Annotated in this window: 16 protein-coding genes; 7 read left to right on the top strand and 9 right to left on the bottom strand. The window is 60.3% G+C overall.

Annotation, left to right across the window (positions count from 1 at the left end):
- Nucleotides 1-11 precede the first annotated feature (11 nt).
- Both AC07VF_RS08455 and AC07VF_RS08450 read right to left on the bottom strand, forming a co-directional pair.
- The gene (locus tag AC07VF_RS08455; protein WP_495007827.1) at nt 12-329 is read right to left on the bottom strand and encodes a helix-turn-helix domain-containing protein; all 318 of its coding nucleotides are present in this window, start codon (nt 327-329) and stop codon (nt 12-14) included.
- A complete protein-coding gene (locus AC07VF_RS08450) occupies nt 326-670 on the bottom strand; it encodes a toxin (RefSeq protein WP_192170901.1) in 345 nt (114 codons plus the stop codon). Before AC07VF_RS08450 ends, AC07VF_RS08455 begins: the two co-directional genes overlap by 4 nt.
- 259 nt (nt 671-929) lie before the next feature.
- Between AC07VF_RS08450 and AC07VF_RS08445 the strand changes: the two genes are divergently transcribed.
- The 5 genes from AC07VF_RS08445 to AC07VF_RS08425 all read left to right on the top strand — a co-directional run bounded on the left by AC07VF_RS08445 (nt 930) and on the right by AC07VF_RS08425 (nt 5856).
- Entirely contained in the window at nt 930-2579 is a 1650-nt protein-coding gene (locus AC07VF_RS08445) for a phosphoethanolamine transferase (protein WP_495007826.1), read from the top strand.
- Nucleotides 2572-3228 (top strand): class I SAM-dependent methyltransferase, encoded by a 657-nt coding sequence (locus tag AC07VF_RS08440; RefSeq protein WP_495007825.1) that lies wholly within the window; start codon nt 2572-2574, stop codon nt 3226-3228. The genes AC07VF_RS08445 and AC07VF_RS08440 overlap by 8 nt, the downstream gene beginning before the upstream one ends.
- Nucleotides 3229-3368: 140 nt before the next feature.
- Nucleotides 3369-4502 (top strand): ribonuclease D, encoded by a 1134-nt coding sequence (gene rnd / locus AC07VF_RS08435; RefSeq protein WP_192170904.1) that lies wholly within the window; start codon nt 3369-3371, stop codon nt 4500-4502.
- The gene (locus AC07VF_RS08430; protein WP_122537448.1) at nt 4499-4792 is read left to right on the top strand and encodes a YcgL domain-containing protein; all 294 of its coding nucleotides are present in this window, start codon (nt 4499-4501) and stop codon (nt 4790-4792) included. Before rnd ends, AC07VF_RS08430 begins: the two co-directional genes overlap by 4 nt.
- Before the next feature lie 131 nt (nt 4793-4923).
- The gene (locus AC07VF_RS08425; RefSeq protein WP_495007824.1) at nt 4924-5856 is read left to right on the top strand and encodes a D-2-hydroxyacid dehydrogenase; all 933 of its coding nucleotides are present in this window, start codon (nt 4924-4926) and stop codon (nt 5854-5856) included.
- A gap of 123 nt (nt 5857-5979) precedes the next feature.
- Here AC07VF_RS08425 and AC07VF_RS08420 read toward each other — a convergent pair whose 3' ends face one another.
- Nucleotides 5980-6573 (bottom strand): nitroreductase family protein, encoded by a 594-nt coding sequence (locus AC07VF_RS08420; RefSeq protein ID WP_192170906.1) that lies wholly within the window; start codon nt 6571-6573, stop codon nt 5980-5982.
- A 306-nt stretch (nt 6574-6879) separates the two neighbouring features.
- On the opposite strand from AC07VF_RS08420, the gene AC07VF_RS08415 reads away from it, so the two are divergent.
- On the top strand, nt 6880-7329 hold the full coding sequence (locus AC07VF_RS08415; RefSeq protein ID WP_192170907.1) for a YcgN family cysteine cluster protein: 450 nt from the start codon (nt 6880-6882) through the stop codon (nt 7327-7329).
- 62 nt (nt 7330-7391) lie between these two features.
- On the opposite strand, the gene AC07VF_RS08410 is transcribed toward AC07VF_RS08415, so the two are convergent.
- The 4 genes from AC07VF_RS08410 to AC07VF_RS08395 all read right to left on the bottom strand — a co-directional run bounded on the left by AC07VF_RS08410 (nt 7392) and on the right by AC07VF_RS08395 (nt 9630).
- Nucleotides 7392-7763 carry a YgaP family membrane protein gene (locus AC07VF_RS08410; protein ID WP_108122086.1) on the bottom strand — a complete coding sequence of 124 codons (372 nt, stop codon included), beginning with the start codon at nt 7761-7763 and terminating at the stop codon, nt 7392-7394.
- A gap of 85 nt (nt 7764-7848) precedes the next feature.
- Entirely contained in the window at nt 7849-8337 is a 489-nt protein-coding gene (locus AC07VF_RS08405) for an RNA methyltransferase (RefSeq protein ID WP_065986778.1), read from the bottom strand.
- A gap of 164 nt (nt 8338-8501) precedes the next feature.
- Nucleotides 8502-8873 carry a YajD family HNH nuclease gene (locus tag AC07VF_RS08400; protein WP_074890657.1) on the bottom strand — a complete coding sequence of 124 codons (372 nt, stop codon included), beginning with the start codon at nt 8871-8873 and terminating at the stop codon, nt 8502-8504.
- A gap of 70 nt (nt 8874-8943) precedes the next feature.
- Nucleotides 8944-9630: a spermidine synthase gene (locus tag AC07VF_RS08395; RefSeq protein WP_495007823.1), complete on the bottom strand. Its 687-nt coding sequence runs from the start codon at nt 9628-9630 to the stop codon at nt 8944-8946.
- 111 nt (nt 9631-9741) lie between these two features.
- Between AC07VF_RS08395 and AC07VF_RS08390 the strand changes: the two genes are divergently transcribed.
- Nucleotides 9742-10029, top strand: a complete 288-nt coding sequence (locus AC07VF_RS08390) for a hypothetical protein (protein ID WP_282370573.1) — start codon at nt 9742-9744, stop codon at nt 10027-10029.
- A gap of 12 nt (nt 10030-10041) precedes the next feature.
- Here AC07VF_RS08390 and AC07VF_RS08385 read toward each other — a convergent pair whose 3' ends face one another.
- Both AC07VF_RS08385 and AC07VF_RS08380 read right to left on the bottom strand, forming a co-directional pair.
- Nucleotides 10042-10509: a Crp/Fnr family transcriptional regulator gene (locus AC07VF_RS08385; protein WP_346625491.1), complete on the bottom strand. Its 468-nt coding sequence runs from the start codon at nt 10507-10509 to the stop codon at nt 10042-10044.
- A gap of 118 nt (nt 10510-10627) precedes the next feature.
- Nucleotides 10628-12685, bottom strand: a complete 2058-nt coding sequence (locus AC07VF_RS08380; protein WP_495007822.1) for a S9 family peptidase — start codon at nt 12683-12685, stop codon at nt 10628-10630.
- Nucleotides 12686-12797 lie beyond the last annotated feature (112 nt).

Here is a 12797-nt window from a genome sequence, read left to right as displayed (position 1 = left end):
CAAGCAAACGCCTAAACCGCGCTCAGGCGGTCAACCATGTCAGGGAATTTTTCGACCAGTTTGATCAGCAAAGCAGCCTGTGCATTGGGTTTGGACTTCTCCTGCTCCCAGTTGCGCAGGGTGCTCGTGCTGGTCCGGATCCGCCGCGCAAAAACGTTCTGAGACATGTGCAGCCTTTGCCTCAAGGCCACTATTTCCTGCGCAGAAATCTCAGGCGCAGGCCTGTCTTGAAAGGTATCGCCGCGAAGGGTGAGCTTCCCTTCTCGGTGTGCAGACATTTCCTCAACGCCCTCCATCATTTCTGCGAACAGGTCGCGCTTATTGCTCATCGTTTGCCTCTCTTGCGCAGCTCTGCGTCGATAGCGGCCTTCAATTGACGCTGCTGATCAGCGGTCAAGTTCGAGACCTCATCCTTGTCATAGATCGAAAACATCCAGATCTGGCGATCATTGATTAGCCAATAATAGATAACCCGCAGGCCGCCACGCTTGCCTTTGCCTCGACGTTCATCGTGCCAGCGCAGCTTTCTGAATCCGCCCGTTCCTGGCATGAGATCCCCTGACTCGGGGCTTGCCAAGATATGAATCTGGAGCGCGCGATAGCCATCATCGTCGAGGTAGCCCGGCCTCAGCCGGCTGAAAGTTGTTGTTTCGAAAAATACAGCATCCATAAAAGGGTAGGCAACCTGATTATGTTTGGTCGTAGCTGTAAGCTAGCGGTCGCAGTGAAATGCTTCACCTCGTTTTCTGCCACCAGCTGTTGCATCGCTTCATTGCGTCCAGCGAAATGCCGCGGCAACACAACAATCCCACCCCCACCAATCGTTCTCATCCTTTTCACAAAAAATTGATGGCCCGATGCCTAAAGTTCGCAGCATCGGCGGGGTTCCTCCCGCGTTTATATTCTCATTTCCAGCCAAGCAGACTTTTATGCTCAACGTCAAAGCAGTTCGTCCCGAGCTTGTGACAGTGCTTGCCAGTGCCTTTTTGTTGATCGGGTTTAACCTGACCCTCTGGCAGCATCTATTTGCGATTACCGACTCGGACGGTAAGGGCCTGTTGTTGCGTTGTGCTTTTGCGCTGATGGTGTTCTGCGCGTTTAATATTTTCTTCACGCTGTTAGCGTTCAAGCGTGTATTGAAACCCGTACTGATCTGTCTCTTTTTTATCAGCGCCGGTGTGGCTTATTTCATGAGCCAGTATGGCGTGATGATTGATTCGGGCATGTTCCGAAACTTCGCTGAAACCAATGTCACCGAAGTGCGCGATCTGCTTTCTTTGAAGTTACTCTGCTACTTGTTCTTTCTGGGTGTCGTGCCTTCGGTGATTCTTTTCAAAACACCCATTGCCTATCGGCGCTGGCCTCGCGAGTTGCTGAGCAAAGCGCTGGTGTCCGTCGTGTGCGCGGTCGCTATCGGTGGTGTTGCGTTGATGAATTACCAGGGGCTGTCCTCGCTGTTTCGCAATCATCACGAGTTGCGCCTGATGGTCGTGCCGAGCAATTACCTGGCGGCGTCCGTGGGTTACTTGAGCGAGCAGGCCAAGTCTGCGCAGCGGCCGTTCGTGAGTATTGGTCAAGACGCCAAACTTGCCAGCGATTGGCAGCAGCACAAGCGCAAGTCACTGACCGTGCTGGTCGTTGGCGAAAGTGCGCGGGCCGAGAACTTCGGCATCCTGGGCTACAACCGCGACACCACGCCACAGCTGAGCAAGGAGCGTGGCCTGCTCACGTTTACTGACGTGCATTCCTGCGGCACGGAGACGGCGGTGTCGGTGCCGTGCATGTTTTCCAACATGGGCCGCAAGGATTACAACGCCACGACCGCACGCAATGAAGAAGGCGTGCTCGATGTGCTGAAGCGCGCCGGGCTCGATGTCATCTGGCGCGACAACCAATCGGGCTGCAAGGGCACCTGCGACCGGGTGACGATGCAGGATGTCAGCAACTTCAAGGATCCGGCGTTGTGTGCCAACAACGAGTGCCGCGATGAAATCCTGCTACAGGGGCTGCAACACTTCATCGACACACTGGACAAAGACACCGTGCTGGTACTGCACCAGATGGGCAGTCATGGTCCTGAGTACTTCAAGCGTTATCCGAAAGAGTTCGAGAAGTTCACCCCGGTGTGTGAAAGCAATGCGCTGAATAATTGCTCGCGGGAAAGTATCGTTAACGGTTACGACAACACATTGCTGTACACCGACCATGTACTCGCGATGTTGATCGACATCCTGCGCAACAATCAGGGCAAAGTAGACACGGCCATGGTTTATCTTTCCGACCACGGCGAGTCGTTGGGTGAATACAACCTGTTCCTGCACGGCACGCCTTATATGCTGGCGCCCGATCAACAGAAACATGTCCCGATGATTGCCTGGTTTTCCGAGAGCTATCAGCAGTCGTTCGCTGTGGATACCCACTGCCTGCAAAAAGAGCGAAACGCGCCGCTCAGTCAGGACAACTTGTTTCATTCCATGCTGGGCCTGTTGCAAGTGCGCACAAGCGTTTATAACCCGGCGCTGGACATGTTCGCGGGCTGTCGGGGGATTTATACGGACGGGGTACTGGCCAATGAGTGAGCCCCTCAGCAAGCAGGTTCACGTCGAAGACGTGCGCCAGCATGAGCACACTCTCAGCCGACGCCTGAGTCTGTGGCGCGATGCGCAGCTGGCGCGCAAAGCGTTGCGGAATGCGGGCGAGCCCGGGCTGGTGCTGGACTTGCCATCGGGCTCCGGGCGTTTCTGGCCGGTGCTGGCCGAACACGCCAATCGGGTGATCCTCGCGGCCGATCCTTCAACCGACAGGCTGGCGTTCGCCGAGGCACAGTCATCCAGCGAGGTGCGCAAGCGCATCCGCACGTTCCAGAGTTCGGCGTTTTCCATCGGCCTGTCCGCCAACGCGGTGGACTGCATATTCTGCATGCGTTTGTTCCATCACCTGGGCGATAGCGAAAAACGCGGTGCGATTCTCGACGAGTTTCACCGGGTGACCCGCGACACGGCCATCGTCGCGCTGTGGGTCGACGGCAACGTGAAATCGTGGCGTCGCAAACGTCAGCAGGGCCGACTGGAGGTTGGTATGTCCGCCCCTCGTAATCGATTCGTGGTGTGCCGCAGCGACATCGAATCCGAGTTCGCGCGGGCGGGTTTCAGAATCGTTGATCACCACGACTTTCTCCCCGGCTACGCCATGTGGCGCGTGTACGTGCTGCGCAAGGCGGGCCAGTGATCAGTGATCGGATGGACGGTCGTCGCCACGGCGGCTATTTGCGCGCTTCAAAGATGAAGTTGTTCGAGACTTGCAGGACGGATGCCCGGTAACTGCTTGTAGCGATATATACTGCGCGCCATTCTTCGAGGGAGAGCCGTGTGGCCATCGATATTCACTGGATTCGCGACGACCATAGCCTCGCCGAACATTGCGCACAGTGGCAGACCCTGCCCTACGTCGCGCTCGACACCGAATTCATGCGGGTCGACACCTTCTATCCCATCGCCGCGCTGTTGCAGATCGGCGATGGTTCAAGCGCCTATCTGATCGACCCGTTGCTGATCAGCGACTGGAAGCCTCTGGCCGCGCTGCTGGAAAACCCTGACGTCATCAAAGTCGTTCACGCCTGCAGCGAGGACCTCGAGGTGCTGTTGCGCCTGACCGGCAGCCTCCCGGCGCCGCTGTTCGATACGCAACTGGCCGCGGCCTACCTGAACCTCGGGTTCTCGATGGGTTATTCGCGTCTGGTCCAGGAAGTGCTGAACATCGACCTGCCTAAAGGCGAAACCCGCTCGGACTGGCTGCAACGCCCCCTCTCGGAAACCCAGATCAGCTACGCCGCCGAAGACGCCGTTCACCTGGCCGAGGTGTACAACCTGCTGCGTCCGCGTCTTTCCGATGAAAAGTACGCGTGGGTGCTGGAGGACGGTGCTGAACTGGTCGCCAATCTACGCCGCGAAACCGATCCTTATGACGCTTACCGCGACGCCAAGCTGGCGTGGAAGCTGTCCCGTGCGCAGCTCGCCGTGCTGCGTGAGCTCTGCGCCTGGCGCGAGCAACAGGCGCGCCTGCGTAATCAGCCACGCAATCGCATCCTGCGCGAACATTCGCTCTGGCCGCTGGCCAAATCCCAGCCCGACAACCTCGCCGCGCTGGCGAAGATCGACGACATGCACCCCAAGACCGTGCGTCAGGACGGAGAGTTTCTGCTCGACCTGATCAAGAAAGCCGGCAGCGTGTCGCCGGATCTTTGGCCGCCCGCGTTACCGGAGCCGCTGCCGATCGAGGCCTCCAATGTGCTCAAGAGCCTGCGCGTCATTGGCCAACAGCAAGCCGAGCGTCTCGACATGGCGCCGGAATTGATGCTGCGCAAAAAGACCCTCGAAGCCCTGCTCAAGACCGGTTACCCAGACGGTCCCTATAAACTGCCCGATTCGCTGCGTGGCTGGCGCCGCGAATTGATGGGCCAGATGCTGCTCGACAGCCTGGCCAACGTCGGAGAACAGCCTTGAAACGTATTTGCTCCATCTACCGTAGCCCGCGCAGGAACGAAATGTACCTGTATGTCCTCAAGAGCGACGCCCTGGAGCGTGTGCCCGAGGAATTGCTGACCGCGTTCGGCAAGCCGCAGCACGCCTTCAATCTGGTCCTGTCGCCGGAGCGCGCCCTGGCCCGCGAAGACATTCACGCGGTGCTCGCCAATCTGGACAAGCAGGGTTACCACCTGCAGATGCCACCGGCCGAAGACGATTACATCGAGCACCTGCCCGAAGAGCTGCTGCGCCGCAACGATCCGATGTGATCGATTTCTGACCCTGCAATCCACCGCAGGGGTACACCGGACCGTCGCATGCGTCAGACCTGACCGGCTCAACCGAGCGCGGTCCGGAACGCTGCGCGGTCGCATGCCCCGTTTATTCGAGTTTTGAAGCCATGCGCGTTCTGATCGCCGAACACGATTACCCCATTTACACCGAACTGCTCCGCCAGACAGCCCCCGAGATCGAAGTGCTGAGCAGCGGTAACTCCGCCGAACTGTCAAAAATGGCCGCCGAGGCGCCGATCTGGCTTGGCCAGCCTGACCTGCTGGCGAATCTGCTGCGCCAGGGCCACAAACCGAAATGGCTGCAATCGACCTGGGCTGGCATCACGCCGCTGCTGGCTGACGGCCTGTACCGCGACTATCAACTCACCCGCGCGGTTGGCATCTTCGGTCAGGTGATGGCCGAGTTCGTGCTGACCTACATGCTGGTCCACGAACGTGAAGTGCTGGCGCGGTTGGTCAGTCAGGTCGAGCGCAAGTGGGACAACCGCATGGGCCGCAGCCTGTCCGGGCGCAAGGCGTTGATCGTCGGGACGGGCGACATTGGCCGGTGCGTGGCGCAGTTCCTCGTGCCGTTCGGCGTCGAGCTGTATGGCATTGCGTCGAGTGCGCGGACCGAAGCGCCGTTTGTTGAGGTGGCTGCGCTGGAGGACCTGCCGCGTCTGGTGGCCGAGGTTGATTTCGTCATCAATCTGCTGCCCAACACGCCGCAGACCCAGGATCTCTACAACGCCAAACTGTTTGCCCGCTTCAAGCCTTCGGCGTTGTTCATCAACGTCGGTCGGGGCACGGCGGTGGTGGATGCGGATCTGGTCGAAGCGCTGAAGGAAGGACATCTGGCGGGGGCGGTCATTGATGTCTGCCGGCAGGAGCCGCTGCCCCAGCGTCACCCGTTCTGGACGGCGTGGGGCCTGTTGCTCACCGGTCACAGCTCGGCACCGACGTCGCCGCCGGCGATGACCCAGCTGTTTGTGGACAACCTTAAGGCCTATAAGGCCGGCGGGGCGTTGCGCGGAGAAGTGGATTTCGCGAAGGGGTATTGAAGCCTGTCCTTGTGGGACCGGCTTCAGCCGGGAAGAGGCCAGTGTGTACGCCATCCATTTTGTGGAGTGGCCCCGACGCCTTCCCGGCTAAAGCCGGTCCCACTAAAACCGAGCGTCCAGCTCTTACAAACTGAAATCCCCCTCAGCCGCCAGCTCAGCCAGCGGCCGACGCGGGCTCGGCGTCTCGCGGGCCTGAAGGTATTCAGCCAGCGTCGATTTATCCCCCAGCTTGCCGATCGCCACCGCCGCATGCACTGCGTATTCCTCCGGAATCTTCAGCGCCTGGCGAGTCAGTTCCTGATCGAACCCCGCCATGCCGTGGGTGTGCCAACCGCTGAGGCTTGCTTGCAGCGCCAGGTATCCCCACGCCGAACCCGTGTCGAAGGTGTGCCACAGCGCCGGTGTTTCTTCAGTCGCGCCGGGAGCGGTGAAGGTGGTTTTGGAAATAATGATCACCAGCGCCGAGGCATGCTGTGCCCAGCCGCGATTGAATTCATTCAGCAGGCCGAGGAAACGCTCCCAGTTCGGCGTGTCTCGGCGGGCGTAGAGAAAACGCCATGGCTGTGAGTTGTACGCAGAGGGCGCCCAGCGCGCGGCTTCAAAAAAACTCAGCAGGGTTTCCTCGGGAATGCTCTCGCCGCTGAACGCGCGCGGCGACCAGCGCTCGATGAATTGAGGGTCGATGGCGTACTCGGCAACACGGGGATTGGCGCTCATGGATGCGATCCTGAAAGAGAGATAAAACCATCCGCCTGGGGCCAGGCGACGTGATCATTCAGATGGGCCGTGGACGGCAGGCATCGTCGAAAAAGACTAGGGTAAGGCGCGGGCATTGGTGGTGCTGCCCGCGAGGGCCTAACGCTACTGCGCCGCCTCGCTGCTGACAAGCCTGCCGTATTTCCCGCTCAAACCCGATCTATCAGGCGCGCGCGTCTTACCGACAGTCGCCAATGCTTGGCCCAACTGCCGTGTACCTCTAGACTGGCGGCCTTTCATTGCCCCACAGCTGTTTGCGCGAGAACCATGGCCGCCATCGTTGAACCCTTCTGGATACGCAAAACCCTCGATCAACTCGATGCCGTCGAGTGGGAGTCGCTGTGTGACGGCTGCGGTTTGTGCTGCCTGCAAAAGCTCGAGGACGAGGACGACGGTAGCGTTTATTACACGCGCATCGCCTGCAAGCTGCTGGACCTGAAGACCTGCGCCTGCACTGACTACCCGAATCGCCGGGCCCAGGTCCCGGACTGCATTCAGCTGACGCCCGGAAAAGCCGACGAATTCAAATGGCTGCCGCCCACCTGCGGCTATCGGCTGGTCAGCGAGGGCAAGGACCTGCCGCTCTGGCACCATCTGGTGTGCGGGGACCGGGAACAGGTGCACAAACAGCGTATTTCTCAGTCCGGGCGCATGCTCAGCGAAGGCAGCGTGCCTGAGGACGACTGGGAGGATTACCTGATTTTTCGTGCGGGCTAACGCAAAAAGCTCGTGAGGCTGTCGGTTCAGCCGTCACGAGCTTGCTTGCGATGCAGCGTCGATCAGACGCCTTTCGGACCTTTCAACGCGTCGACGCCGGTGTCGACAGCATCTTCTACAGCCACTTCAGCCTTGGTTTTCAGCTTGCTCAGTTCTGCGCCGGCTTCTTCGATGCGCGAACGGGCCACGTCCATCTCGCTGCGACTTTTGTCGATCAGCGCTTTGGCCGAGCAGTGGCCGGTGATGCCACGGGCCAGAACGGCGCCGCCGATTGCCAGTTGCACCAGACCAAAGATCCCGCCGCGGCGCAGGCCTTTGCCCATCATCAGGACACCACCTGCCAGCGAGCCGATGCGCTCCCAGCCTTGTACGTTCTGCTCCGGGTAATCGTGCAAAGGTCGTTCGATGCGTTCAATGATCGGGGTGTCGCTCATGATGCGTTCTCCGTGAAGGGTAGGGTCCTTAAAGCTGACTGTCACCAGCGCAAACTGTTCAATGCGTTTTATCAGCGCTCGAACGTCAGGTGCGATCGGTTTCCCGTCCGAACTGCGGGCCAGAGCGGGTGTTGATGCCTTTGGCCATGCGGTCGTAAAGCACGACGTTGACGGTCGCGGCGAGGTTCATGCAGCCCGTCGTGGGGATGTACACCACGTCTTCGCACCAATCGCGGATCTCTTTATCCAGCGAACCGTCTTCCGGCCCGAAGATATAGATCGCCCGATCAGGGTGGGTGTACTCCGGCAACGCACGTGCGCCCTCGACCAATTCCACGGCCACCGGCACGCAGCCCAGCGGGATGATCTTTCGCAGATCATCAATACCGATCAGCGGGATGTCCTGGTGGATCTTCTTGGTGTCGGTAACGAAATCACGGGCACGCTCGTAGCGCTTGCCGGTGTAGAACACCGACGCCACGCCATAGCAGCCTGCTGCGCGCATCACCGAACCGACGTTTTCCGGGGATTTGGGATTGAACAAGCCGATGCAGGCATAGCGTTTGTTGGCCACGGGGGAGGGTGCTCATCAGAGAAAGCGCGGGATTATAGGGGAAAGAGGCAGCAGGAAGCTGCAAGCCTCAAGCTTTAAGCTGCAAGAGGCGGTGAACGGTGGCCCGACAAACGCCGCTGTGCTTTTACTTGCAGTTTGCCGCTTAAAACTTGCAGTTCAACGCCTCAATCCTTCTTCATCAGCCCGGCCAGCGCGGCGAACGGGTTGTGCGTCGCCTTGGCGGTTTTCGGGCTGCTGGTCGAGCTTTCCGAGAAGTATTGCTGGTCGGTGTAGCGCGAGTGTTCGTTGTCGTGGCAGTACAGGCACAGCAGTTCCCAGTTGGAGCCGTCCTGGGGGTTGTTGTCGTGGTTGTGGTCGCGGTGGTGAACGGTCAATTCGCTGAGGCGTTTACCGGCAAATTCCCGGGCGCAGCGGCCGCAGACGTGAGGGTACATGCGCAGGGCTTTGTCGCGGTAACCCATTTCGCGGTCACGCTGGTTGTCGGCGAGGATGCGGTCCAGTTTGGAAGTATTGGTTGGCGTGTTGGCCGAACTCATGGCGTCACCTGTTTCGTGTTCTGTTGGCGGTGGAGAGCAATGCAGGCAAGTCTAGCGCTTTGCCCGTCGATCAGCCCTTGAGTTTTTCAGCGATCCAGATGGTATGCCGTGTGCCCTTGTTGCCGTGGGCGTAGACCTTGACCTCTTCGGCCTTGAAACCGGCCTTGCGCAGTTTGTCGCTGAAGGCCGCATCGGCGCTGGCGGACCACACGGCCAACACACCTTTGGGACGTAGCGCGCTGGCGCAGGCCGCAAGACCGCCGGTCGAATACAGCCAGCTGTTGGACTTTTGCGTCAGGCCTTCAGGGCCGTTGTCGACGTCGAGCATGATCGCGTCAAAGCCCTGGGGCTCGGCTTTCAGCACTTGGGCGACGTCTTGCACCACCACTTTGGCGCGCGGGTCCTGCAACGGATTGCCCGACTTCTCACCCAGCGCACCGCGGTTCCAGTCGACGACGCCGGGCACCAGCTCAGCGACGACCACTTCGCCGTTCTTGCCCAGGTGCTTGAGTGCCGACGCCAGGGTGAAGCCCATGCCCAATCCGCCGATGAGTACCCGCGGGTTGAGGCGGGACGCGACCTTCTTGCAGGGGATTTCGGCCAGAGCGTCTTCGGAACCGTGCATGCGCGTGTTCATCAACTGGCCGCCGTCGCCACCCTGGATCTTGATGACAAAATCCTCGCCGTACTCGAACAGGCACAAGGCGCCGCCGTTATCGGGGATCGGAGTGGTGTCGAGCAGAACAAAACGTTTCATGGATAACTCGTCAAAAGGGTCGGGCCGCATACAGCGCAATTTGTCAGAGCGCGATGGGTTGCGCAGGAGTAGCCTGAGCGATAAGCGAAAGATTGGCAGGGGAGGCCAACGATGAAGTGCTCCATTCTACTGACGATTGTCATCACTGTGCTCGGCGTGTCGCAAGCGTCTGCCGAGAGCCTGCAACCTGTTCTGAATACGCCCGAGCCCATTGCGGCGTCCGCCGGTTCGCCCGGCACCGCAACGCCAACGCCGTACCCGCAAGTTGCACCGCCGGGCATTCCCCACGCAGGCGGGCAGGGCAACCCGCCACTGCTGCCGAAGATCCCCCAGCCAGGTCCGCCAAAGGACGATGAGCCGTTGCCGGGCTTGCAGCCGTCCGCCAAGCCGAATCCCTGAAGGCCGTTCTGCTTAATCCTGCTGCGCCACCACCTGCCCATCCATCATGCGCAGCCGCTTCGACATCGCCACCGCAATCGCGCGGATGATCTTCGCCGCCACTTTCGGCGCTTCGTTGAGCATCTTGTCCAGCGAGTCCTTGCCCAGGTTCAACAGATCGCACGAAGACGCGGCAACGCAGGTAGCAGAGCGGCGTTCGCCGTCCAGCACCGCCATTTCGCCAAACGCCCTGCCACTGCGCAGAATGGCGGTCTCCACCGGATGACCGTCGCTGTTGAGCTTCTGCACCGACACCGTGCCCGAATGAATGATGCACATGAACGTGCCCGCGTCGCCTTCGTTGAAGATCGCTTCACCTTTTTCAATGTTGCTGATGCTGAAGTATCCCGCAGCCGCAGCAAATTCCGCGGGCGTCAGGGCGATGAACAGACCGCAGTCCATCAGCATGTCGCGGATTTCTTTGTTGAGTAATGTAGACATGGCGAGTTCTTGTTGAGTGTTCAGGGAGATTGCGTGAAGCACTGACTGGCGTGAGAGCCGCCCCGGACTTTACAGCGTCCGGGGCTTCCCATGTGACACACCGCCTGCGCAGATTTCGTCAGGCCAGGTTCAGCACTTTCAGAATAAAGCCGTATTCGAGTGCTACGTCACGCAATCCCTGATAACGCCCGCTCATGCCACCGTGGCCTGCGCCCAGTTCGGTCTTGAGCAACAGCAGGTTGTCGTCGGTTTTCAGATCACGCAGTTTCGCCACCCACTTGGCCGCTTCCCAATACTGCACACGGCTGTCGTTATAGCCCGCGATCACCAGCATGGCCGGATACTGCTGCGCCGTGACGTTTTCATAAGGCGCGTAGGCCTTGATCCGCGCGTGAACATCGGGCTCTTGCGGGTTGCCCCATTCGTCGTACTCGGTGACGGTCAGCGGTAGATCGGGATCGAGCATGGTGTTCAGCACATCGACAAACGGCACTTCGGCGATGGCCGCCTTGAACAGCTCCGGACGCTGATTGACCACCGCGCCAATCAACAGGCCGCCAGCACTGCCGCCGCTGATCACCAGTTGTTCGGCAGTGGTGATGTTCTCCGCGATCAAGTGTTCGGCGCAGGCGATGAAGTCGCTGAAGGTGTTCTGCTTGTGCTCCTGCTTGCCGTTGCGGTACCAGGCCTCCCCCAGCTCACCGCCGCCGCGCACATGGGCGATGGCGAAAGCGATGCCGCGGTCGAGCAGGCTCAGCCGCGCGTGGGAAAACCACGGGTCCAGGCTTTCGCCGTATGCGCCATAGCCGTACAGATACAGCGGAACGGTCTGACCGGCCAGCTCGCGTTTGACCACCAGGCTGATCGGCACTTGCGTACCGTCGGCGGCTGTCGCCCACAACCGCTGGCTGACGTAGGCATCGGCGTCGAACACACCCAGTACGGGCGTTTCCTTGAGTACGATTTGTTCCCCGGTGGCCAGCGACAATTGCCAGACCTGCGGCGGACGGTTCAGCGATTGATAGCGCAGGCGAATGTTGTCGCTCTCGAACTCAAGGGTGTCCTGCACATACAGGTTGTACGCCGCATCCGGCAGTTGCACGCGATACGCCGGCAGGCCTTGCGGGTGCACTTCGACGATTGGCAAGCCGCCTTCGCGCAGGCTCAAGGTCAGGCCTTTGGCGTTTAGGCTGAAGCCGTCGAGCATGACCGTCTCGCTGTGGGCAATCAGGTTCTGCCAGTCGCTCCGCTCAGGTGCGCCGTCGGGTTTTTCGGGTGCGTGGTACAGCGCAAAGTTGATGCCGTCCTGATTGCTGCGGATGACCCAGCTCCACTTGCCCTCAATCAGGCCGTGATCCACTGAGTATTCGTGCCCCTCGCTGCGCGGCGCCATGCACACGAACTTCTGCTGGGGTGTGTCGGCGTCCAGCACCCAGGCCTCGCTGGTGGTTTTGCTGTCCAGCCCCACAATTAACTGCCGCTCCGAGCTGCTGCGGTAGCAATGCAGGAAGAAGCGCCCGTCGGGCTCGGTGAACACCAGCTCGGCGGATGCTTCGCCCAGTTTATGGCGGTACAGCTTGTGCGGACGATGGGTATCGTCCAGCTCGCCGAAGAACAGCGTCTGGCTGTCGTTCGCCCACGTCATGCTGCCGTCACAGTCTTCGAACGGCAGACTGCTGACCACGCCGCTGCTCAGCTCCTTGACGTACAGCTGGTAAACCTCTTCGCCGCTGGTGTCGAGGCTGTAGGCCAGGCGTTGATGGTCGGGGCTGATGCTGAACGCGCCGAGGGAGAAGAAGCCACCGCCGGCCAGTTCGTTGGGGTCGAGCAGCAACTCTTCAGCGCTTTCGTCGAGGGTCTGGGAGTCATCGGCCGGACGCGGGCAGCGGTAGTGACGGGCGTATTCGTCGCCCTCGGTGGTGCGGGTGTAGTAAAGATACGGGCCCCAGGGGGAGGGCAGTGACAGGTCGGTTTCCAGGATGCGGCCCTTGATCTCCTGAAACAGGGTTTCGCGCAACGGCTGCAGGTCGGCGAGCTGCTGTTCCTGCCAGGCGTTCTCGGCCTTGAGGTAATCGAGCACTTCATCGGTGTCGCGGTTTTGCAGCCAGGCGTACGGGTCGGCGCCGCCAGCCTTGCGGGCGACGGGGGCGTTGGAAGTGTGTGGGGCGGAAGGCATGCTGGGCTCTCTCACGTGGGCTCATCTGAACGGGATCGGTCGCGCTGCCCGGTGCTGGACACGCGGCAGACCGATAACTGAAGCCGGGGAAGCCGGGCTGGTGAAAAGTCGT

This window comes from Pseudomonas sp. GW821-FHT02H06, from assembly GCF_059421525.1.
The sequence above is the reverse complement of the archived record's forward strand: the minus strand, read 5'-3'. Positions and strand labels throughout refer to the sequence as shown.